The sequence below is a fragment of the Actinacidiphila sp. bgisy145 genome (genome assembly GCF_057708125.1).
On record NZ_JBYIRL010000033.1, the window covers coordinates 15916 to 34805 of the forward strand.

Below are 18890 nucleotides of genomic sequence, written 5' to 3' on the forward strand. Positions count from 1 at the left end.
TTCCCGCGGCGGCTGCGCCGCACCACCCCCCGGCCGCCGCGCACCGGCCGCCGGCTGCGGGTACCGCTGCGCGCCCTGTCCGTGCTGGTCGTACTGGCGATCGTCGCCGCCGGGGCCGTCACCGCCGGGTTCGTCGCCTTCGGCGGGCCGTCCGGCAAGCACGTCACCGCGTACTTCGACCGCACCGTCGGCGTCTACGCCGGCTCCGACCTGCGCATCCTCGGGGTGAAGGTCGGCACGGTGGAGTCGGTGAAGCCGCAGGGCAAGCAGGTGAAGGTGACCCTGCGGCTGGACCACGGCATCAAGGTGCCCGCCAAGGCCGGGGCCGTGGTCGTCGCGCCCAGCGTGGTCGCCGACCGCTACGTCCAGCTCACCCCGGCGTACACCGGCGGCGCCCAACTGCCCGACCACGGCGTCATCCCGGCCAGCCGCACCACCACCCCGGTCGAGATCGACCAGCTCTACGCCTCCGTCACCCAGCTCAGCAAGGCGCTGGGCCCCGACGGCGCCAACACCAACGGCGCCCTGTCCGACCTGCTCGACGTCGGGGCGCAGAACCTCAAGGGCAACGGCAAGGACATCGGCGACAGCATCGACCAGCTCGGCCAGGCCACCAAGACCCTCAACGGCCACAGCGGCGACCTGTACGCGACCCTCGCCTACCTCCAGTCCTTCACCACGATGCTCAAGAACAACGACGGCAAGGTGAAGACCGCCACCGACCAGCTCTCCACGGTCAGCGGCTTCCTCGCCGACGACAAGGAGGACCTGGGCGGCGCGCTCCAGCAGCTGTCCACCGCGCTCGGCTCGGTGAAGACCTTCATCCAGGACAACCGCAGCCGGCTCAAGGCCAGCATCGACAAGCTCACCCCGATCACCCAGACCCTCGTCGACCAGCGCGCCTCGCTCGCCGAACTCCTCGACGACGCGCCGCTGGCCGCCGACAACCTGCTCAACACGTACAACCCGGCGACCGGCACCCTCGACGGCCGGGCCGACATCAACGAGCTGAGCATGGGCGGCAGCGTGGACCCGACCGACACCGGCGCGTCCGCGGTCAAGCGGAACACGACGACCACCACCGGTACGGCGAGCACCACCGGCACGACGTCCGGTACGGCCGCCGACGACGCGGTGCCGCTGCCCCTGCCGCCGGTCGGCACCGTCTACGGCAGCGACACCACGACCGGCGGCACGGCCGGTTCCTCCGGTTCACCGGGTTCCACCGGCTCCGCCGGTTCCGCCGGCAAGGGGGCGGCGAAGTGAACGCACGCCACGCGGCCGCCGCCGCCCTGCTCACCGCCGCCGCCCTCACCCTGACCGGCTGCTCCTTCACCAACGTGCAGAACATGCCGCTGCCCGGCGGCGCCGACGTCGGCAGCCACCCCTACACCGTCAAGGCCCGCTTCGCCGACGTGCTGGACCTGGTGCCGCAGGCGTCGGTGCGGGTCAACGACGTCGCCGTGGGCCGCGTCACCAAGATCTCGCTGGCGCACGGCAGTTGGTCGGCGGTCGTGACGATGCAGCTCAACGGCAAGGTCAAGCTCCCGGCGAACGCCTACGCCCAGCTGGAGCAGTCCAGCCTGCTCGGCGAGAAGTACATCGAACTCACCGCCCCGCCCAGCACCGAGACCTCCACCGGACGGCTGGAGTCCGGCGACACCATCCCCGCCTCGCACACCAACCGCAACCCCGAGGTCGAAGAGGTCTTCGGCGCGCTCTCCCTGGTGCTCAACGGCGGCGGCATCCAGCAGATCCACACCATCAGCACCGAGCTGAACAAGGCGCTGGGCGGCAACGAACCCGCGGTGCGCGACATGCTCACCCAGGTCGACACGCTCGTCTCCGACCTGAACGCCCACAAGAAGGACATCACCGACGCCCTCGACAGCGTCAACAAGCTCTCCGCGACGCTCGCCACCCGCGACCAGAAGATCGGCACCATCCTCACCTCCCTGAGCCCCGGCCTGAAGGTGCTGGAGCAGCAGCGCGGCTCGCTGGTCACCATGCTCCGCTCGCTCGACACCCTCTCCGGGGTCGCCACCGACACCGTCAACCGGAGCAAGGACGACATCGTCGCCGACCTCAGATCGCTGGCCCCCACCCTCCAGCGGCTCGCCGACGCCGGCGACGACCTGCCCGACTCCCTCCAGGTGCTGCTGACCTACCCGTTCACCGACGAGGTGCTCAACGGCGTCAAGGGCGACTACCTCAACGTCTACCTCGACCTCACCGCGAGCGCCGGCACCCAGCTCATCCCCGAACTCCAGGCGGGCGACAGCGACTACCCCGGCCTGGTGGCCACCTCCTCCGCGAAGAAGTCCGGCACCTCCGCGAAGGACCTGCCGCTGCCCCTGCCCTCGGTGACCGGCTCGGCGTCCACCTCCTCCGCGCCCGCCACTTCCTCCTCGCCGTCCCCGCCGTCCTCGCCCTCCTCCTCGTCGGCCACCACCCCGGGGAGCAACTGATGCTGACCCGCGCCACCCTCGCCAAGAACCTCGCCTTCCTGATCGTCGCGGTCCTCGTGATCGGCTTCGTCGGCGTCCGCTACGCCGACCTCGGCCGCTACGTGGGCCTGCGCGGCTACTACACGGTGGACGTCCAACTCCCGCAGACCGGCGGCCTGTTCGAGCACTCCGACGTCACCTACCGGGGCGTGTCGGTCGGCCGGGTCGGCCCGATCCGGCTCACCGCCGACGGCGTGCGGGCCGAACTGCGGATCAACAACTCCGCCCCCCGCATCCCCGCCCGGCTCACCGCGGTCGTCGCCAACCTGTCCGCGGTCGGCGAGCAGTACATCGACCTGCAACCCGCCACCGACAACGGGCCCTACCTGCACGGCGGTTCGACCATCGTGCAGGCCAGCACCAAGGTGCCCGCGCCGGTCACCAACCTGCTCACCAGCGTCAACGACCTCACCAAGTCCGTGCCGCTGGACGCCCTGCGCACCGACGTCGACGAACTCGGCCTCGCCTTCAGCGGCCAGGGCGACAACCTCCAGTCCCTGCTGGACACCAGCAGCGAGTTCCTGACCGCCGCCGACGAGAACCTGCCCACCGACACCAAGTTGATCGACGACGGGCAGACGGTGCTGCACACCCAGGTCGACGAGTCCGACGCGATCAGGAACTTCGCCACCAGCGCCAACCAGCTCGCCAAGCAGCTCGACGACTCCGACACCGACCTGCGCCGGCTCATCGCCGCCGCCCCCGGCGCCGCGACCCAGGTCAGCGCGCTGCTGCGGGACGTCGGCCCCAACCTCAGCGTGGTGCTGGCCAACCTGCTGACCACCTCCGATGTCGCGGTCACCCGGCAGAACGGCATCCAGGAGTTCCTGGTGAAGATGCCCGCCGTGGCCGCCGCCGGCTCCTCGGCGGTCAAGGACGGCAAGCTCGACTTCGGCATGGCGGTCACCTTCTTCTCGCCGCTGCCGTGCACCTCCGGGTACGGCAGCACCACCTACCGCAACGGCCTGGACACCAGCCCGCCGACGACCGCCTTCAACACCGCGGCCACCTGCACCGCGCCCGCCTCCTCCGGCACCGACGTACGCGGCTCCGCGCACGCGCCCAGCGGCGGGGGAGTGCCGAGCCCGGCGCAGCCCGGCTCCGTCCTGCCGACGACCACCTCCGCGACCACCTCCGTGAGCGCCGCCACCACCACCGCGGCTTCGGCGCTGCCCGGCGCCCTCGCGCTGCCCGCGCTGCCCGCCGCCGGGCCCACCACCATGGCGGGCCTGCTCGGACTGGAGGACCACTGATGAGCGGGACGACGAAGAGCCCGAAGGCGGCGGAGTCCGAGCCCGAGGATGTGGCGGAGCCGGTGGACCCGGATGGTGCGGTTGACCCGGACACCGCGCCCGAGGGCCGTACGCCCGCGCGCGGCCGTACCGCACGCGCCGCCCGGGCGCTGCGGGCCCGGCGCACCGCGGTCGCCTGGGCCGCCGCCCTCACCGTCGCGCTGCTGCTGGCCGGCTACTCCGCCTGGTCCTACGTCGACACCCGCGGCGACGGCGCGCTGTCGTACGGCAAGGCGCGCGACGCCGCATTGGCCGCGGGCACGCGCGGGGTGGCCCGGCTCAACACCGTGGACGCCGCCCACGTCGCCCGGGACCTCGACGACTGGCTCGGCGTGACCACCGGCCCGCTGCACGCCCAGCTCACCCGCACCCACGCGTCCGACACCGCGACGATGAAGGCGGCCGCCACCTCCACCCGCGGCACCGTCACGGACGCGGCCGTCACCGAGCTGGACACCCGCGCGGGCACCGCGCAGCTCATCGTCACCGTGCAGGTCCGGCTCACCCCCGCGGCGGGCACGGCCACCACCGACCGCAAACGCTTCGAAGCCAACCTGTCCCGTACGGACGGCACCTGGAAACTCGCCGCGCTCACCGCGGTCCCGATCGGTGCGAGCTGAGGGCGAGGGACAACGAGATGACGACCATCGACAACACCGAGCAGGTCCTCGCGGACACCGACGCGGACGTGGACGCGGACGCCGACGCCGGGGCGGACACCGAACCCGCGGCTGTGACCGAGCCCGAGTCCGAAGCCGAGCCCGTGGACGCCGAGGCCGAGCCTGCGGAGCCCGATGTGCCGGGCGGCGTACGGCTGCGCGGGCTGCTGCGGCGCACGCGGGCGTACGGGTGGCGGCGCATCGTTGGGGCCGCGGTGGTCGCCGCCCTGCTGCTCGGCTCCGGCGGGCTGCTCTACGCCGCCCAGGACCTCAAGGACCCGGCGGCCACCCGCAACCGCGCGCTCACCGACACGGCCACCACCGACCAGGCGATCGGCGACGTCAGCAGTGCGCTGAGCCAGATCTTCGCGTACACGCCCGACGGCACCGACGCCACCGAGCAGGCCGCGCGCAGCGTCCTCGCCGGCGCCGCGGCCACCCAGTACCAGGCGCTGTTCGCGCAGATCAAGCAGAACGTCGCCGCCCAGCAACTCACCCTCACCACCAGGGTCGTACGGGCCGGTGTGGTCAGCCTCACCGGCGACCGCGCCCGGCTGCTGGTCTTCCTCGACCAGACCGCGCAGCGCGCGGGTTCCACCGCCACCAGTGCCGCCGCCCAACTCTCGGTCACCGCCGAGCAGATCAACGGCCACTGGCGGATCACCGCACTCAAGGCCCGCTAGGGGAGAGGCAGATGCCACGTATGCGTTTCGGCTCGCGCCCACCGCGCAAGGACGACCCCCGGGCCGCCGAGGCCCCTGCCGAGGTCTCCACGAAGACCCCCGCGGAGACCGACGAGGAAGCGGCGCCCGCGCTGAAGGACACCCGGCCCGCGCCGACCGGGCGGCGGCCCGTCCTCGGCGCGGCGGTCGCCCTCGTGGCGGCCGCGGCCGTCGCGGCGGCGTGGACCGGCTGGTCGTGGTACTCCGCCGCCCATGACGACGACGCGGCGTTCGCGCGCAGCCGGGACACCGTACTGGCGGCGGGCGAGCAGGCGGTGCAGAACCTGAACACGCTCGACCACGCCCATTTCGCGGCCGGGCTCGCGGTGTGGGAGCAGAGCACCACCGGCGACCTGCACGACGAACTCGTCCAGGGCCGCAGCGCCTTCGAGAAGCAGGTGCAGCAGGCGCAGACGGTCAGCACCGCGAAGGTGCTCAGCGGCGCGGTCACCGACCTCGACGACCGTACGGGGAAGGCGGACGTGATGGTCGCGCTCCAGATCACCGTGCAGGCGCCCAAGGCGAAGCCGGCGGTGAAGGAGAGCCGGCTGCTCGGCGAGATGACCCGCACCGCGGCCGGGTGGAAGCTCAGCGCGCTCGGCGACGCGCCGCTGGGCGACAGCGCGGCCACCTCGACGGACACCGCCCCCGCGACCGCCACCGCCACCCCCACGACGACCGCCGGCCACTGACCCCCGCACAGCCGCCCCGCCCGCCCCCCCCGCACAGCCGCACCGCCCGCGCCCCGCACCGCAGCAGCGCCGTATGCCGCACGCCGTACGTTCGTACGCGAGAGGACCGCAGCCCATGTCGACCACCACCCGCCACCTCATCAACCGGCAGCGCAGACTCGCCGCGGTGGGCGCGCGCACCGTCGTACGGCCGGCCCCCGACCGTACGGCCGGTCCCGCCGCCGACCCTCCCGCCGACCCGGCGGCTCCCGCCGCGCCGGAACCGGCCGCCCCACCCGCGGTGGACGAGGACACGGACCCGGAAGCGGACGGCAGCGGTGACGCCGTCGGGCAGTCCCGGACCCGCCTCGCGCGGCGGCCCGGCCGCTTCCCGCTCGCCGTCGCGCTGCTCGCGGCACTGACGGTGCTGCTCGGCGGTTTCGCGGCCTGGGCGGCCGGCAAGGCCTCCGCGCTGCACGACGACGCGGCCACCGCCAACACCGCGCTCACCGACAACGCCCGCACCGCCGAGGTCAAGGGCCAGATCGCGCAGGACGTGAACTCCGTCTTCTCCTACGACTACAGCAACACCGCCCGCACCGACGCCGCCGCGAAGAAGGTGCTCACCGGCAAGGCCGTCCAGCAGTACGCCACGATGATCGCGCAGGTGAAGGCGGCCGCCCCCAAGCAGAAGCTGGTGCTGACCACCACGGTCACCGCCACCGGCGTGGAGATGATCAGCGGCGACCGGGCCCGCGTGCTGGTCTACGCCGACCAGTCCAACACCTCCACCGCCAAGGGCGCGAACGCCGGAAGCGCTTACTCCGCCGCCATGCTCGCGGTCGACGCGGTGCGCCAGGCGGGCAGCTGGAAGATCTCCGCCATCGACACCTTCGGCTGAGCGGCCGGGCCGCCGCCCGGACGGGGTGCGGCGCCCGCCCCGCCCGGGGTGCACCATGGAGGAGCGGCGCGCGCAACGCGTGCGAAACGGTGTGGTGCAATGCTCCTGATCCCCCGGTATGGCGACGGCGGGGGAGCGGTGCTGAGCGGCGAGGATGGAAGCATATGGACAAGCAGCAGGAGTTCGTTCTCCGCACCCTGGAGGAGCGGGACATCCGCTTCGTACGGCTGTGGTTCACCGACGTGCTCGGCTACCTGAAGTCGGTCGCCGTCGCGCCCGCCGAACTGGAGCAGGCGTTCGACGAGGGCATGGGCTTCGACGGCTCCGCGATCGAGGGCTTCGCCCGGGTGTACGAGTCCGACATGATCGCCAAGCCGGACCCGAGCACCTTCCAGATCCTGCCCTGGCGCGCGGAGGCACCCGGCACCGCCCGGATGTTCTGCGACATCCTGATGCCCGACGGCTCCCCGTCGTACGCCGACCCGCGCTACGTCCTCAAGCGCGTGCTGGCCAAGACCTCCGACCTCGGCTTCACCTTCTACACCCACCCCGAGATCGAGTTCTTCCTGCTCAAGGAGCGCCCGCTGGACGGCACCCGGCCGACGCCCGCGGACAACTCCGGCTACTTCGACCACACTCCGCAGAACGTCGGCATGGACTTCCGCCGCCAGGCCATCACGATGCTGGAGTCGATGGGCATCTCGGTGGAGTTCTCGCACCACGAAGGCGCCCCCGGCCAGCAGGAGATCGACCTGCGCTACGCCGACGCGCTGTCCACCGCGGACAACGTGATGACCTTCCGGCTGGTGATGAAGCAGGTCGCCCTGGAGCAGGGCGTGCACGCCACCTTCATGCCCAAGCCGTTCTCGGAGTACCCCGGCTCCGGCATGCACACCCACCTCTCGCTCTTCGAGGGCGACCGCAACGCGTTCTACGAGTCCGGTGCGGAGTTCCAGCTCTCCAAGGTCGGCCGGTCCTTCATCGCGGGCCTGCTGCGGCACGCCGCGGAGACCGCCGCGGTCACCAACCAGTGGGTCAACTCCTACAAGCGGATCTGGGGCGGCTCCCAGCGCACCGCGGGCGCCGGCGGCGAGGCCCCCTCGTACATCTGCTGGGGCCACAACAACCGCTCCGCGCTCATCCGGGTGCCCATGTACAAGCCCGGGAAGACCGGCTCCACCCGGGTCGAGGTCCGCTCGCTGGACGCCGGCGCCAACCCCTACCTGTCCTACGCCGTCCTGCTCGCCGCGGGCATGAAGGGCATCCAGGAGGGCTACGAACTGCCCGCCGGCGCCGACGACGACGTGTGGGCCCTCAGCGACTCCGAGCGCCGCGCCCTCGGCATCGAACCGCTCCCCCAGAACCTCGGCGAGGCCATCTCCCTGATGGAGCGCAGCGAACTCGTCGCCGAGACCCTCGGCGAGCACGTCTTCGACTTCTTCCTGCGCAACAAGAAGCAGGAGTGGGAGGAGTACCGCAGCGAGGTCACCGCCTTCGAGCTTCGCAAGAACCTCCCGAACCTGTAAGCGCGGGCTCTCCGGGGCGTCGGCACGCACGTGCGGTGGGCCCGGCGGGATCGTCCGCCGGGTCCACCGCGGTTCGGCGAGGACCGCTTGGCTGCCGCCTGCCGGGGCGGAGGGGTCAGCGGACGCGCCCGGGGGACTCCTCCTCCTCGTCGGACTCCTCACCGGGTACGTGCACGTCGCGGACGTTGACGTTGACCTCGACGACCTCCAGGCCCGTCATGAGCTCGACGGCGCTGGTGACGCTGCCCCGGATGTCGGAGGCGGTCTCGGCGATATGGGTGCCGTAGAGGACGACGACATCGAGGTCGATCGCGGCCTGTTCCTCGCCGACCTCGACCTTGACGCCGCGGGTATGCGCGTCGGAGCGGGCGACCCGGTCGCGGACCGCCCCCACCGCGCGGGTGGCGCCGCCGCCCATCGCGTGGACCCCTTCGACCTCCCGGGTGGCGATCCCGGCGATCGTGGCCACCACCGAGTCGGCGATCGTGGTCCGCCCGGCGGTCTCCTTGTGGCGGCCGGGACCGGTCTTGGCAGAGTTCTCCGCGGTTGTCATGGGGCAAGCCCCTTCTCTCTCGACTGCCCGCCGGCGAAACGCGGGCTCTCCTACCACTGTGAACCCGCCCCGGCACCCGTGCCACTCCGATGCAGTAGCGCCCCACCCGCGCCACACTGGGGGGATGGGTGCCCGCACGGTCTGGTACGTCTCCTACGGCTCCAACACGCACCTGGCGCGGCTGCACCGGTACCTGGCCGGGGGCCGCCCGGCCGGCGGCGCGCGGGAGTACCCGGGGTGCCGGGACGCCACGCCCCCGGCCCGTTCGGTGCCGTGGGAACTGCCCGGCACGATGTACTTCGCCACGCACTCCCCGGTGTGGGGCGGCGGCCGCGCCTTCTACGACCCGGCCGCGCCCGGCCGCGTGCTGGCCCGCGCGCACCTGGTCACGGTCGGCCAGTTCTCGGACATCGCCGCGCAGGAGATGTACGCCGCGCCCGGCCGCGACCTGGACCTGACGCGGGTGCTGGCCACCGGCCGCGACCGGCTGGGCCCGGGCCGCTACGAGACGCTGGTGCGGGCCGGTTCGCTGGACGGCGTACCGCTGCTGACGTTCACCGCGCCCTGGGCGATGGCGGAGGTGCCGTGGACGGTGCCGTCGGCGGCCTACCTCGACCACCTCGCGGCGGGCCTGCGCGAGGCGGGCGGCTGGCGGGACGCGGACATCGCGCACTACCTCGCGGGGCGCCCGGGCGCGGCCGGGCACTGGACCGTACGGGACGGCGCGCTGGTGCCGGGCGGCCCGGACCGTACGCCGGCCAGCCCCGACCGTACACAGGCCGCACCGGACCGTACGCCGTGCCCCCGTACGCCCGGCGCCCCGACCCGTACGCCCGGCGCGGCCGGACCGCAGGCCCCGCCGGGCGCCGCGGACCGGCCGGACGGCTAGGCTCGTCACGGCGGCCGGCGCAGGTCGGCCGCCCGTCATGTGCCGCAGCGCGGCGAACCGCGGTGACCCCCGGGAGGGCCGATGCAGGGTCGACGCAGCAGTACGTTCTCCCGTCTGCTGCGGCACGGGTTCACCGATGCCGCGGCCGCCGAGCGGCTGCTGCAGGACGACGCCCTCGCGGGCGTCCGCGGCGACCCGGTGCTCCTCGAAGCGCTCGGCGCCACCGCCGACCCCGACCAGGCGCTGCTCGGCCTGGTCCGGCTCGCCGAGGCGCTCGACCCGGGCGAGCGCCACACCCTGCTGGACACCGTGACCAGCGCCAAGCCCCTGCGCGACCGCCTGCTGGGCGTGATGGGCGCCTCCGAGGCGCTTTGCGACCACCTCGCCCGCCACCCCGCGGACTGGCACGCCCTGGTGACGTACGAGGCGCGCGATCTGCACCCGGGCGTCGAGGAGTTCGAGGAGCTGCTCGCCGCCGCCCGCACCGCCGACGCGCTGCGCGCGGCCTACCGGCGGTGCCTGCTCGGCATAGCGGCCAGGGACGTGTGCGGCACCAACGACCTGGTGCGCACCGCGGCCGAACTCGCCGACCTCGCCACCGCCACGCTGCGCGCCGCCCTGGCGATCGCCGCCGCCGAACTGCCGCAGGACGCGGCCGCCTGCCGGCTCGCCGTGATCGGGATGGGCAAGTGCGGCGGCCACGAGCTGAACTACGTCTCCGACGTGGACGTCATCTTCGTCGCCGAACCGGCCGAGGCAGCCGCGGCCACCGCAGACGGCGACGGAGAGGGCGGGGGTGGTGGCGGGGGCAGCGACACCGCGGCGCTGCGGTCCGCGACCCGGCTCGCGGTGCGCATGATGGGCGTCTGCTCCGACACCACCGCCGAGGGCACCATCTGGCCGGTGGACCCGAACCTGCGCCCGGAGGGCAAGAACGGCCCGCTGGTGCGCACCCTCAGCAGCCACCTCGCCTACTACCGGCGGTGGGCCAAGACCTGGGAGTTCCAGGCACTGCTGAAGGCCCGCCCGGTCGCCGGGGACGCCGCGCTCGGCGCCGCGTACGTCGACGCGATCCGCCCGATGGTCTGGCAGGCCGCCGAACGCGACAACTTCGTCACTGACGTGCAGGAGATGCGCCGCCGGGTGGTCGACACCATCCCGGCCGCACAGGTCGAACGGGAGCTGAAACTGGGCCCCGGCGGCCTGCGCGACGTGGAGTTCGCGGTGCAGCTGCTGCAACTCGTGCACGGCCGCACCGACGCGAGCCTGCGCAGCCCCACCACCCTGACCGCGCTGGCGGAGCTGGCCGCCGGCGGCTACGTCGGCCGCGCCGACGCCGCCTCCCTGGACGCCGCCTACCGCTTCCTGCGGCTGATGGAACACCGCATCCAGCTCCAGAAGATGCGCCGCACCCACCTGGTGCCCGACGACGAGGCCGGACTGCGCCGGCTCGGGCGGGGCCTGGGCTTCCGGGTCGAACCCGTGCAGTCCCTGGACCGGGAGTGGAAGCGGCACGCCCGCGAGGTGCGGCGGTTGCACGAGAAGCTCTTCTACCGCCCGCTGCTGGACGCTGTCGCCCAACTCGACCGCGAAGAGACCCGGTTGAGCACCGAAGCGGCCAGGACCCGGCTGCTGGCCCTCGGTTACGCCGACCCGGTCGCGGCCATGCGCCACCTGGAGGCCCTGGCCAGCGGGGTCAGCCGCAAGGCCGCCATCCAGCGCACCCTGCTGCCGGTGCTGCTCGGCTGGTTCGCGGACTCCGCCGACCCCGACGCCGGACTGCTCGGCTTCCGCAAGGTCTCCGACGCGCTCGGCAAGACCCCGTGGTACCTGCGGCTGCTGCGCGACGAGGGCGCCGCCGCCCAGCGGCTGGCCCGGGTGCTGTCCTCCGGCCGGCTCGCCCCCGACCTGCTGATGCGCGCCCCCGAGGCCGTCGCGCTGCTCGGCTCCCGCGACGGCCTGGCCCCCCGCGACCACCAGGCCCTGGAACAGGAGGTACTGGCCGCCGTCGGCCGCGCCGACACCCCCGAGCAGGCCATCGCCGCCGTCCGCGGCGTCCGCCGCCGCGAGCTGTTCCGCACCGCGGCCGGCGACCTCATCGACACCTACGGCGACGACGAGGAGTCCGACGGCCCGCTCGACCCGGCCGTCCTCGTCGACCGGGTCGGCACCGCCGTGTACGGGCTCACCTCGGCCACCGTCGCGGGCGCGCTGCGCGCCGCGGTCAACGCCGTCACCGGCGGCGACGCCCACCCGCTGCCCACCCGCGTCGCGGTGATCGGCATGGGCCGCTTCGGCGGCCGCGAACTCAGCTACGGCTCCGACGCCGACGTGCTGTTCGTGCACGAACCCCGCGAGGGCGCCGACAGCACCGACGCCAACCGCGCCGCGCTCGCCGTCGCCAACGAACTGCGCCGCCTGCTCCAGATCCCCACCGCCGACCCGCCGCTGCTGATCGACGCCGACCTGCGCCCGGAGGGCAAGTCCGGGCCGCTGTCGCGCAGCCTCGCCTCCTACGAGGCGTACTACCGGCGCTGGTCGCTGGGGTGGGAGAGCCAGGCACTGCTGCGGGCCCTGCCGGTCGCCGGGGACGCGGAGCTGGGCGAGCGGTTCATCGCCCTGATCGACCCGCTGCGCTACCCCGCCGACGGCCTCGACGACGAGGCGGTGCGGGAGATCCGCCGGCTCAAGGCGCGGATGGAGGGCGAGCGGATACCGCGCGGCGCCGACCGCACCACCCACGCCAAGCTCGGCCGCGGCGGGCTGTCCGACGTGGAGTGGACCGTACAGCTGCTCCAGCTCCAGCACGGCGCGCGGCTGCCGTCGCTGCGCACCACCGGCACCCGGTCCGCGCTGGCCGCCGCGTGCGCCGAGGACCTGATCGGCGCGGAGGACGCCCGCATCCTGGACGAGGCGTGGGTGCTGGCCACCCGGGTGCGCAACGCGGTGATGCTGGTCCGCGGCCGCCCCGGCGACACCTTCCCCGGCGACGGTCGCGAACTGGCCGCGGTGGCCCGCTACCTCGGCTACCCGGTCGGGCACGTCGGCGACATGCTGGAGGAGTACCGCCGCCGCACCCGCCGGGCCCGCGCGGTGGTGGACCGGCTGTTCTACGAGGCGTGAGGCGCTGGTCCACCAGGAGCGTGCCGCTGGTCTTACGAGGTGGGCGCCGGCCGGTACGCCCACCGCCCGTACAGCAGCCACACCAGCCCGTAGCCGGCGCCGAGGCAGACCACGCCGCCGACCGCGTCCAGCCAGAAGTGGTTGCCGGTGGCGATGATGACGGTGAGGGTGAACACCGGGTACAGCAGCGCCACCACCCGCACCCACCTGCGCCGGGCCAGCGTGAAGACGGTCACGCCGCACCACAGCGACCAGCCGATGTGCATCGACGGCATGGCGGCGTACTGGTTCGACACGTGGGCCAGGCTGCCCTGGGAGAGCGAGCCCCAGGTGTCGTGCACGGCCACCGTGTCGATGAAGCCGCCGCCCGGCAGCAGCCGCGGCGGGGCCAGCGGATAGGCCCAGAAGCCGATCAGCGCCAGCCAGGTGGTCGCGAACAGCACCAGCCGGGGCGGCGCGTAGCGGTCGGGATGGGCGACGTACAGCCACACCAGCACACCGATGGTGATGACGAAGTGCAGGGAGGCGTAGTAGTAGTTCATCCCCACGATCAGCCATGTCACCGAGTCCAGCGCGTGGTTGACGCTGTGCTCGACGCCCAGGCCGAGATGGCGCTCGAAGTCCCACACGCCGTGGGCGTGGCGCAGCGCGGTGGTGCGCTGGGCGGGCACCGCGTTGCGGATCAGCGAGTAGAGCCAGTAGCTGACACCGATCAGCACCAGTTCGAACCAGAGCCGGGGCCGGCGCGGGGTGCGCAGCCGGGTCAGCAGCGCGCCGGGCGACCAGCCCGGTCCGGGGGCCCGGGAGGCGCCGCCCGTGTCCGGCCCGGAAGAATCCGGCCCGGAAGCGTCCGGTCCCGAAGCGCCCTGCCCGGTACGTGCGGTGCCTGCGCGGTCCGCTCCGGCGGCGCCGGCCCCGGCGGTGTCGACGTGGTCGGCACGGCGGGCCTTCGGCGACTTGGCGGTGTCGGCGGTCGGTTCCCCCATGGGACACCAGTCTGCCAGACCGGCCCGGTCAAACAGGTGCCAGGCCCGCTGAACCGGACATCGCGTGTCGGTGTCCGGCCGGGCCGTCAGCCGGCCGACGGCGCCCCGCGGTCGGCCGGACCGGCGGCGGTCGAACCGCGGACCACCAGCTCGGGCATGAAGACGAACTCGCTGTGCGGGGGCGGGTTGTCGCCGATCTCCTCCAGCAGCGCGTTGACCGCCGCCTGGCACATGGCGGGGACCGGCTGCCTGATCGTCGTCAGCGGCGGGTCGGTGAAGGCGATCAGCGGGGAGTCGTCGAAGCCGACCACCGAGATGTCGCCCGGCACCGCGTGCCCGAGCTGCCGGGCCGCGCGGATCGCGCCGAGCGCCATCATGTCCGAGGCGCAGACGATCGCCGTGCAGCCGGCGGCTATCAGCGCGCCGGCCGCCGCCTGCCCGCCCTCCAGCGTGTACAGCGAGTGCTGCACCAGCGCCTCGGCGTCGTCGTGCGACAGCCCCAGCACCTCGCCCATGGCCGCGAGGAAGCCCTCGATCTTCCGCTGCACCGGCACGAACCGCTTCTGCCCGACGGCCAGCCCGATCCTGCGGTGCCCGAGCGCGGCGAGGTGGGTGACGGCCAGCCCCACCGCTGCTCGGTCGTCCACCGACACCGACGGCGCGTCGATCTTGTCGGAGTAGCCGTTGATCAGGACGAACGGCACGCCCTGGCCCTGGAGCCGGGCGTACCGCTCGGTGTCGGCGGTGGAGTCGGCGTGCAGGCCCGAGGCGAAGATGATGCCGGCCACGCCGCGTTCGACGAGCATCTCCACCAGCTCGTCCTCGGTGGAGCCGCCCGGCGTCTGGGTGGCCAGCACCGGGGTGTAGCCCTGCCGGGTCAGCGCCTGGCCGATGACCTGCGCCATCGCCGGGAAGATCGGGTTCCCCAACTCCGGGGTGATCAGCCCGACCAGGCCGGCGCTGCGCTGCCGCAACCGGACCGGTCGCTCGTAGCCGAGCAGGTCCAGTGCGGCCAGCACGGATTCGCGGGTGGCCGCGGAAACACCTGGCTTGCCGTTGAGCACCCGGCTGACCGTCGCCTCACTGACCCCCGCCTGGGCTGCGATGTCTGCGAGCCGCGCGGTCACAGCACCGGATGCTACGGGGCGGAACACCGCCATGTCAGATCGCCCACCAAATTGCCGTGTCGGCGGGGAGCGTGACGAAGCCGCCCGCCGGAACCGACCCGTCGGTAACCTGCGTGGCGCCTGTGAGCTGCGCGTCCTCGGCCGCCGCCGTCGCGGCCGTCTCCGACTCGGCCCCCGCCGCGTCCGCGGCCGCCGGTGCTTCCGCGTCCGCCGCCGGGCCGTCGCTGGACAGCAGCAGCCGGCCCGGGCGCGGCAGTCGTACCGGCGACGCCGTCGGGTTCACCGTGCAGACGAACGCGCCGCCGGGCGCGTCGCGCCGGAAGGCGAGCACCCCCTCGGGCGCGTCGAGCCAGGTCACCTCGGTGCCGGCGCCGAGCGCCGGGTGCGCGCGGCGCACCGCCAGCGCCGAGCGGTACAGCTCCAGCGTGGAGTCGGGGTCGCCGGTCTGCGCCTCGACGCTCAGCCCCGCCCACTCCGGCGGCTGCGGCAGCCAGCTCGGTCCGCCCGCGACCGGGCCGAAGCCGTAGGGCGCCGTGTCGCCGGACCACGGGATCGGCACCCGGCAGCCGTCGCGGAAGCCGTCCTGCCCGGCCGCGCGGAAGAACGACGGGTCCTGGCGCACCTCGTCCGGCAGGTCCGTGACGTCCGGCAGCCCCAACTCCTCGCCCTGGTAGAGGTAGGCCGAACCGGGCAGCGCCAGCATCAGCAGCGTGGCCGCGCGGGCCCGGCGCAGGCCCAGCTCCCGGTCGCCGGGGGTGCGCAGCTGGGTCGGCGGCGCCGGCGGCGCCTGCCCGGCGGTGAGCGGCGGGAGGTTGCCGAGCCGGGTGGCGTGCCGGGTCACGTCGTGGTTGGACAGCACCCAGGTCGCGGGCGCGCCGACCGCGCCCATCGCCTCCAGCGACCGGTCGATCACCTCGCGCAGCGTGTCCGCGCCCCAACCGGCGGTCAGGTACTCGAAGTTGAACGCCTGGTGCAGCTCGTCGGGGCGCAGGTAGCGCGCCGCGCGCTCGATCGTCGGCGTCCACGCCTCGGCGACCGCGATCCGCTCCTGGCCGCCGGCCTCGCCCACCGGCCCGTACTCGTCGAGGATGCGGCGCCAGTCCCGGTAGATGTCGTGCACGCCGTCCTGGTCGAAGTACGGCATCGCGGCGGTGCCCAGCAGCGCGACCTGCCCGCCGTGGCCGATGTCCGGCAGGCCGTCGGCCTTCACCAGGCCGTGGGCGACGTCGATCCGGAAGCCGTCGATGCCCAGGTCCAGCCAGAACCGCAGCACCGAGCGGAACTCGTCGTGCACCGCGCGGTGGTTCCAGTTGAAGTCCGGCTGCTCGGGGGCGAACAGGTGCAGGTACCACTCGCCGGGGGTGCCGTCCGGCTCGGTGACCCGGGTCCAGGCGGGACCGCCGAAGATGGACTCCCAGTCGTTGGGCGGCAGTTCGCCGTGCTCGCCCTTGCCGGGGCGGAAGTGGAAGCGGTCGCGGGCCGCCGAGCCGGGGCCCTCGTGCAGCGCCTGCCGGAACCACTCGTGCTGGTCGGAGCAGTGGTTGGGCACCACGTCCACGATGACCCGCAGGTCCAGCGCGTGCGCGGCGCGCACCAGGTCGTCGGCGTCGGTGAGGGTGCCGAACATCGGGTCGACCGCGCGGTAGTCGGCGACGTCGTAGCCGGCGTCGGCCTGCGGGGAGGCGTAGAACGGCGACAGCCACACCGCGTCGACGCCGAGGTCCCGCAGGTAGGGCAGCCGGGCGGTGATGCCGGGCAGGTCGCCCATGCCGTCGCCGTTGCCGTCGGCGAAGCTGCGCGGGTAGACCTGGTAGATCACCGCGTCGCGCCACCAGTCTCTGCGTCCGGCGTCGGCGTCGGTCGCGGCGGCGGTGCTGGGCGCGTCGGTGAGGTGCTGGCTCATTGATTCCCTTTGGGTTCGGGGGAACGACTAAGTGGCGTGCGGTCGTGCGGGGTTGTGCGGCCGCCGGGTGTACGGGGGGTGTACCGCCGGCGTGACGGGGGCGCGGACGCGGCGGGTCCGAGGTGCCCGGGGTGTCAGCCCTTGGTGCCGCCGGCGGTCAGGCCGGTGACCAGGTGGCGCTGGACGAGCAGGAAGACCACGGCCGCCGGTATCGCGATCAGGACCGAACCGGCCGTCATCGCACCCCAGTTGGCGCGGATGTTGGACGCGTACGTGGGCAGCCCCGCGGCCAGCGTGTAGTGGGTCTTCATGAACTGGCTGGAGTAGGCGACCTCGCCCCAGGCGGTGAGGAAGCTGTAGAACGCGGTGACGGCCAGGCCCGGCCGGGCCAGCGGCAGGATCAGCCGCCAGAACGTGCCGAACGGGCTGAGGCCGTCCATCCGGCCCGCCTCGTCGATCTCCCGGGGGATGGTGTCGAAGTACCCCTTGAGCATCCAGGCGCAGAACGGCACCGCGATGGTGCAGTACACCAGCACCAGGCCGAGGTAGCTGTCGAGCAGGTCCAGCCGCGCCATCAGGTTGTACAGCGGCACGATCAGCACCGCGACCGGGAACATCTGGGTGACCAGGAAGACCCACATCAGCTGGCGGTGGCCGGGGAACTTCATCCGGGAGATCGCGTAGCCGGCGCTGGCCGCGATGAACACGCCGAGCACCATGGTGGCCCCGGCGACGATCACCGAGTTGAGCATCCAGTGCGGGAAGCCGCTGTGCAGCAGCACGAACCGGTAGTTGGACAGGCCCAGGTGGTGGATCACCTGGCCGGGCTGCTGCCAGGCGCTGTCCGGGCCGAGCGAGATGAAGACGATCCACAGCACCGGGAAGACCGCGACGGCGCTGGCGGCGATCAGGGTGGCGTGCAGGGCGAGTGAGGCGCCCGTGCTGCGCTGACCGCGGCCGCGGGGAAGGGTGGCACTCATGGGTGACGGCTCCTCAGCTCTGCTCGGTCTTGACGCGGCTGCGGTAGAAGGTGGAGAAGGCCACCAGGATCAGCAGGATGACGATGCCGTAGGAGGCCGCGCTCGCGTAGTCGGAGATGCCGACGAACGCCTTCTCGTAGGCGAAGGTCACCAGGATGTCGGTGTCGCCGCTGGTGTTGCTGCCCAGCAGCAGGTAGATGATCGGGAACATGTTGAACGTCCACACGGTGCTCAGCAGGACCACCGTGCTGGTCACCGGGCGCAGTCCGGGCACCGTCACGTTGGTGAAGCGCTGGAACGGCGAGGCGCCGTCCATCTCCGCGGCCTCGTACAGCTCGTTGGGGATGGCCTGGAGGCCGCCGAGGATGGCCACCATCATGAACGGCACACCGCACCACACGTTGACGATGATGACGGCGACCTTCTGCGCGAAGGGCGTGCCCAGCCAGTCCTGCGAGGGCAGCCCGACGAGGTTGATGACGTCGTTGAAGACGCCGTACTGCGAGTTGAACATCAGCCGCCAGGCGAAGACGCCGACGAACGCGGGCACCGCCCAGGGCAGGATCAGCGCGAGCCGGTAGGCCAGCCGGAACCGCATCGGCCGGTTGAGCAGCACCGCCATGCCCAGCCCGATGGAGTAGGTGATCCCGACGCAGGCGACGGTCCAGATCACCGTCCACTCCAGCCGCGGGTAGAAGTCGCCGTCGGCGCCGGAGAGGATCTGCCAGTAGTTGTGCAGGCCGACGAAGTGGTAGCTGGCCGGCACATGCACCGGGCCGATGTTGGTGGCGACGTTCTGCGCGGTGGCGTTGGTGAAGGACAGGTAGACGCCGTAGCCGAGCGGGTACAGCACCAGGACGCCGAGGACGATCACGACGGGGGCGACCATCGCCCAGGCGTACCAGTGCTTGTCCCAGGCGCGGGCGAGGGACTTCAGCAGGCCCGGCCCGGGTTCCTTGGACCGCGCGGGGCGGCCGGGGCGCTCGGCCCGTTCTACGGTGGCGGTGGTCATCTCTCCTCGGCTCTGTCGTTGCCTGGGGCGTGGTGCGGG

At 73.1% G+C, this 18890-nt stretch carries 16 protein-coding genes; 10 read left to right on the forward strand and 6 right to left on the reverse strand.

Annotated elements, in window-relative coordinates:
* Positions 1 to 66: 66 nt before the first annotated feature.
* From AC3ERT_RS26580 to glnA, 8 genes are all read left to right on the forward strand, one after another.
* The gene (locus AC3ERT_RS26580; RefSeq protein ID WP_435177269.1) at positions 67 to 1266 is read left to right on the forward strand and encodes an MCE family protein; all 1200 of its coding nucleotides are present in this window, start codon (positions 67 to 69) and stop codon (positions 1264 to 1266) included.
* Complete coding sequence (locus AC3ERT_RS26585; protein WP_435177207.1) at positions 1263 to 2468, forward strand: MCE family protein; 1206 nt, start codon at positions 1263 to 1265, stop codon at positions 2466 to 2468. Before AC3ERT_RS26580 ends, AC3ERT_RS26585 begins: the two co-directional genes overlap by 4 nt.
* Entirely contained in the window at positions 2468 to 3760 is a 1293-nt protein-coding gene (locus AC3ERT_RS26590; RefSeq protein ID WP_435177209.1) for an MCE family protein, read from the forward strand. Before AC3ERT_RS26585 ends, AC3ERT_RS26590 begins: the two co-directional genes overlap by 1 nt.
* Entirely contained in the window at positions 3760 to 4419 is a 660-nt protein-coding gene (locus tag AC3ERT_RS26595; protein WP_435177211.1) for a hypothetical protein, read from the forward strand. Before AC3ERT_RS26590 ends, AC3ERT_RS26595 begins: the two co-directional genes overlap by 1 nt.
* A 17-nt stretch (positions 4420 to 4436) precedes the next feature.
* A complete protein-coding gene (locus AC3ERT_RS26600; protein WP_435177213.1) occupies positions 4437 to 5141 on the forward strand; it encodes a hypothetical protein in 705 nt (234 codons plus the stop codon).
* A gap of 131 nt (positions 5142 to 5272) precedes the next feature.
* Positions 5273 to 5872 carry a hypothetical protein gene (locus tag AC3ERT_RS26605; protein WP_435177271.1) on the forward strand — a complete coding sequence of 200 codons (600 nt, stop codon included), beginning with the start codon at positions 5273 to 5275 and terminating at the stop codon, positions 5870 to 5872.
* Positions 5873 to 5987: 115 nt separating this feature from the next.
* On the forward strand, positions 5988 to 6752 hold the full coding sequence (locus AC3ERT_RS26610; protein WP_435177215.1) for a hypothetical protein: 765 nt from the start codon (positions 5988 to 5990) through the stop codon (positions 6750 to 6752).
* 164 nt (positions 6753 to 6916) lie between these two features.
* Positions 6917 to 8278, forward strand: a complete 1362-nt coding sequence (gene glnA, locus AC3ERT_RS26615) for a type I glutamate--ammonia ligase (RefSeq protein WP_335982711.1) — start codon at positions 6917 to 6919, stop codon at positions 8276 to 8278.
* A 115-nt stretch (positions 8279 to 8393) separates the two neighbouring features.
* On the opposite strand, the gene AC3ERT_RS26620 is transcribed toward glnA, so the two are convergent.
* Positions 8394 to 8831 carry an Asp23/Gls24 family envelope stress response protein gene (locus tag AC3ERT_RS26620; protein WP_335982729.1) on the reverse strand — a complete coding sequence of 146 codons (438 nt, stop codon included), beginning with the start codon at positions 8829 to 8831 and terminating at the stop codon, positions 8394 to 8396.
* A 124-nt stretch (positions 8832 to 8955) separates the two neighbouring features.
* Here AC3ERT_RS26620 and AC3ERT_RS26625 point away from each other — a divergent pair, with 124 nt between their 5' ends.
* Together AC3ERT_RS26625 and AC3ERT_RS26630 are read left to right on the forward strand one after the other, a co-directional pair.
* The gene (locus AC3ERT_RS26625; protein ID WP_435177217.1) at positions 8956 to 9720 is read left to right on the forward strand and encodes a histone deacetylase; all 765 of its coding nucleotides are present in this window, start codon (positions 8956 to 8958) and stop codon (positions 9718 to 9720) included.
* A gap of 81 nt (positions 9721 to 9801) precedes the next feature.
* Complete coding sequence (locus AC3ERT_RS26630) at positions 9802 to 12843, forward strand: bifunctional [glutamine synthetase] adenylyltransferase/[glutamine synthetase]-adenylyl-L-tyrosine phosphorylase (protein ID WP_435132969.1); 3042 nt, start codon at positions 9802 to 9804, stop codon at positions 12841 to 12843.
* Positions 12844 to 12875: 32 nt separating this feature from the next.
* Here the strand turns inward: AC3ERT_RS26630 and AC3ERT_RS26635 are convergent, their stop codons facing one another.
* The 5 genes from AC3ERT_RS26635 to AC3ERT_RS26655 form a co-directional block, all read right to left on the reverse strand.
* Positions 12876 to 13829, reverse strand: a complete 954-nt coding sequence (locus tag AC3ERT_RS26635) for a phosphatase PAP2 family protein (RefSeq protein ID WP_435132972.1) — start codon at positions 13827 to 13829, stop codon at positions 12876 to 12878.
* Positions 13830 to 13915: 86 nt separating this feature from the next.
* On the reverse strand, positions 13916 to 14956 hold the full coding sequence (locus tag AC3ERT_RS26640) for a LacI family DNA-binding transcriptional regulator (protein ID WP_335982738.1): 1041 nt from the start codon (positions 14954 to 14956) through the stop codon (positions 13916 to 13918).
* A gap of 34 nt (positions 14957 to 14990) precedes the next feature.
* On the reverse strand, positions 14991 to 16859 hold the full coding sequence (locus tag AC3ERT_RS26645) for a glycoside hydrolase family 13 protein (protein ID WP_435177219.1): 1869 nt from the start codon (positions 16857 to 16859) through the stop codon (positions 14991 to 14993).
* A 134-nt stretch (positions 16860 to 16993) separates the two neighbouring features.
* Positions 16994 to 17839 (reverse strand): sugar ABC transporter permease, encoded by an 846-nt coding sequence (locus AC3ERT_RS26650; RefSeq protein ID WP_435132978.1) that lies wholly within the window; start codon positions 17837 to 17839, stop codon positions 16994 to 16996.
* A 13-nt stretch (positions 17840 to 17852) separates the two neighbouring features.
* Entirely contained in the window at positions 17853 to 18851 is a 999-nt protein-coding gene (locus AC3ERT_RS26655; RefSeq protein WP_435132981.1) for a carbohydrate ABC transporter permease, read from the reverse strand.
* Between the last annotated feature and the right edge of the window lie 39 nt (positions 18852 to 18890).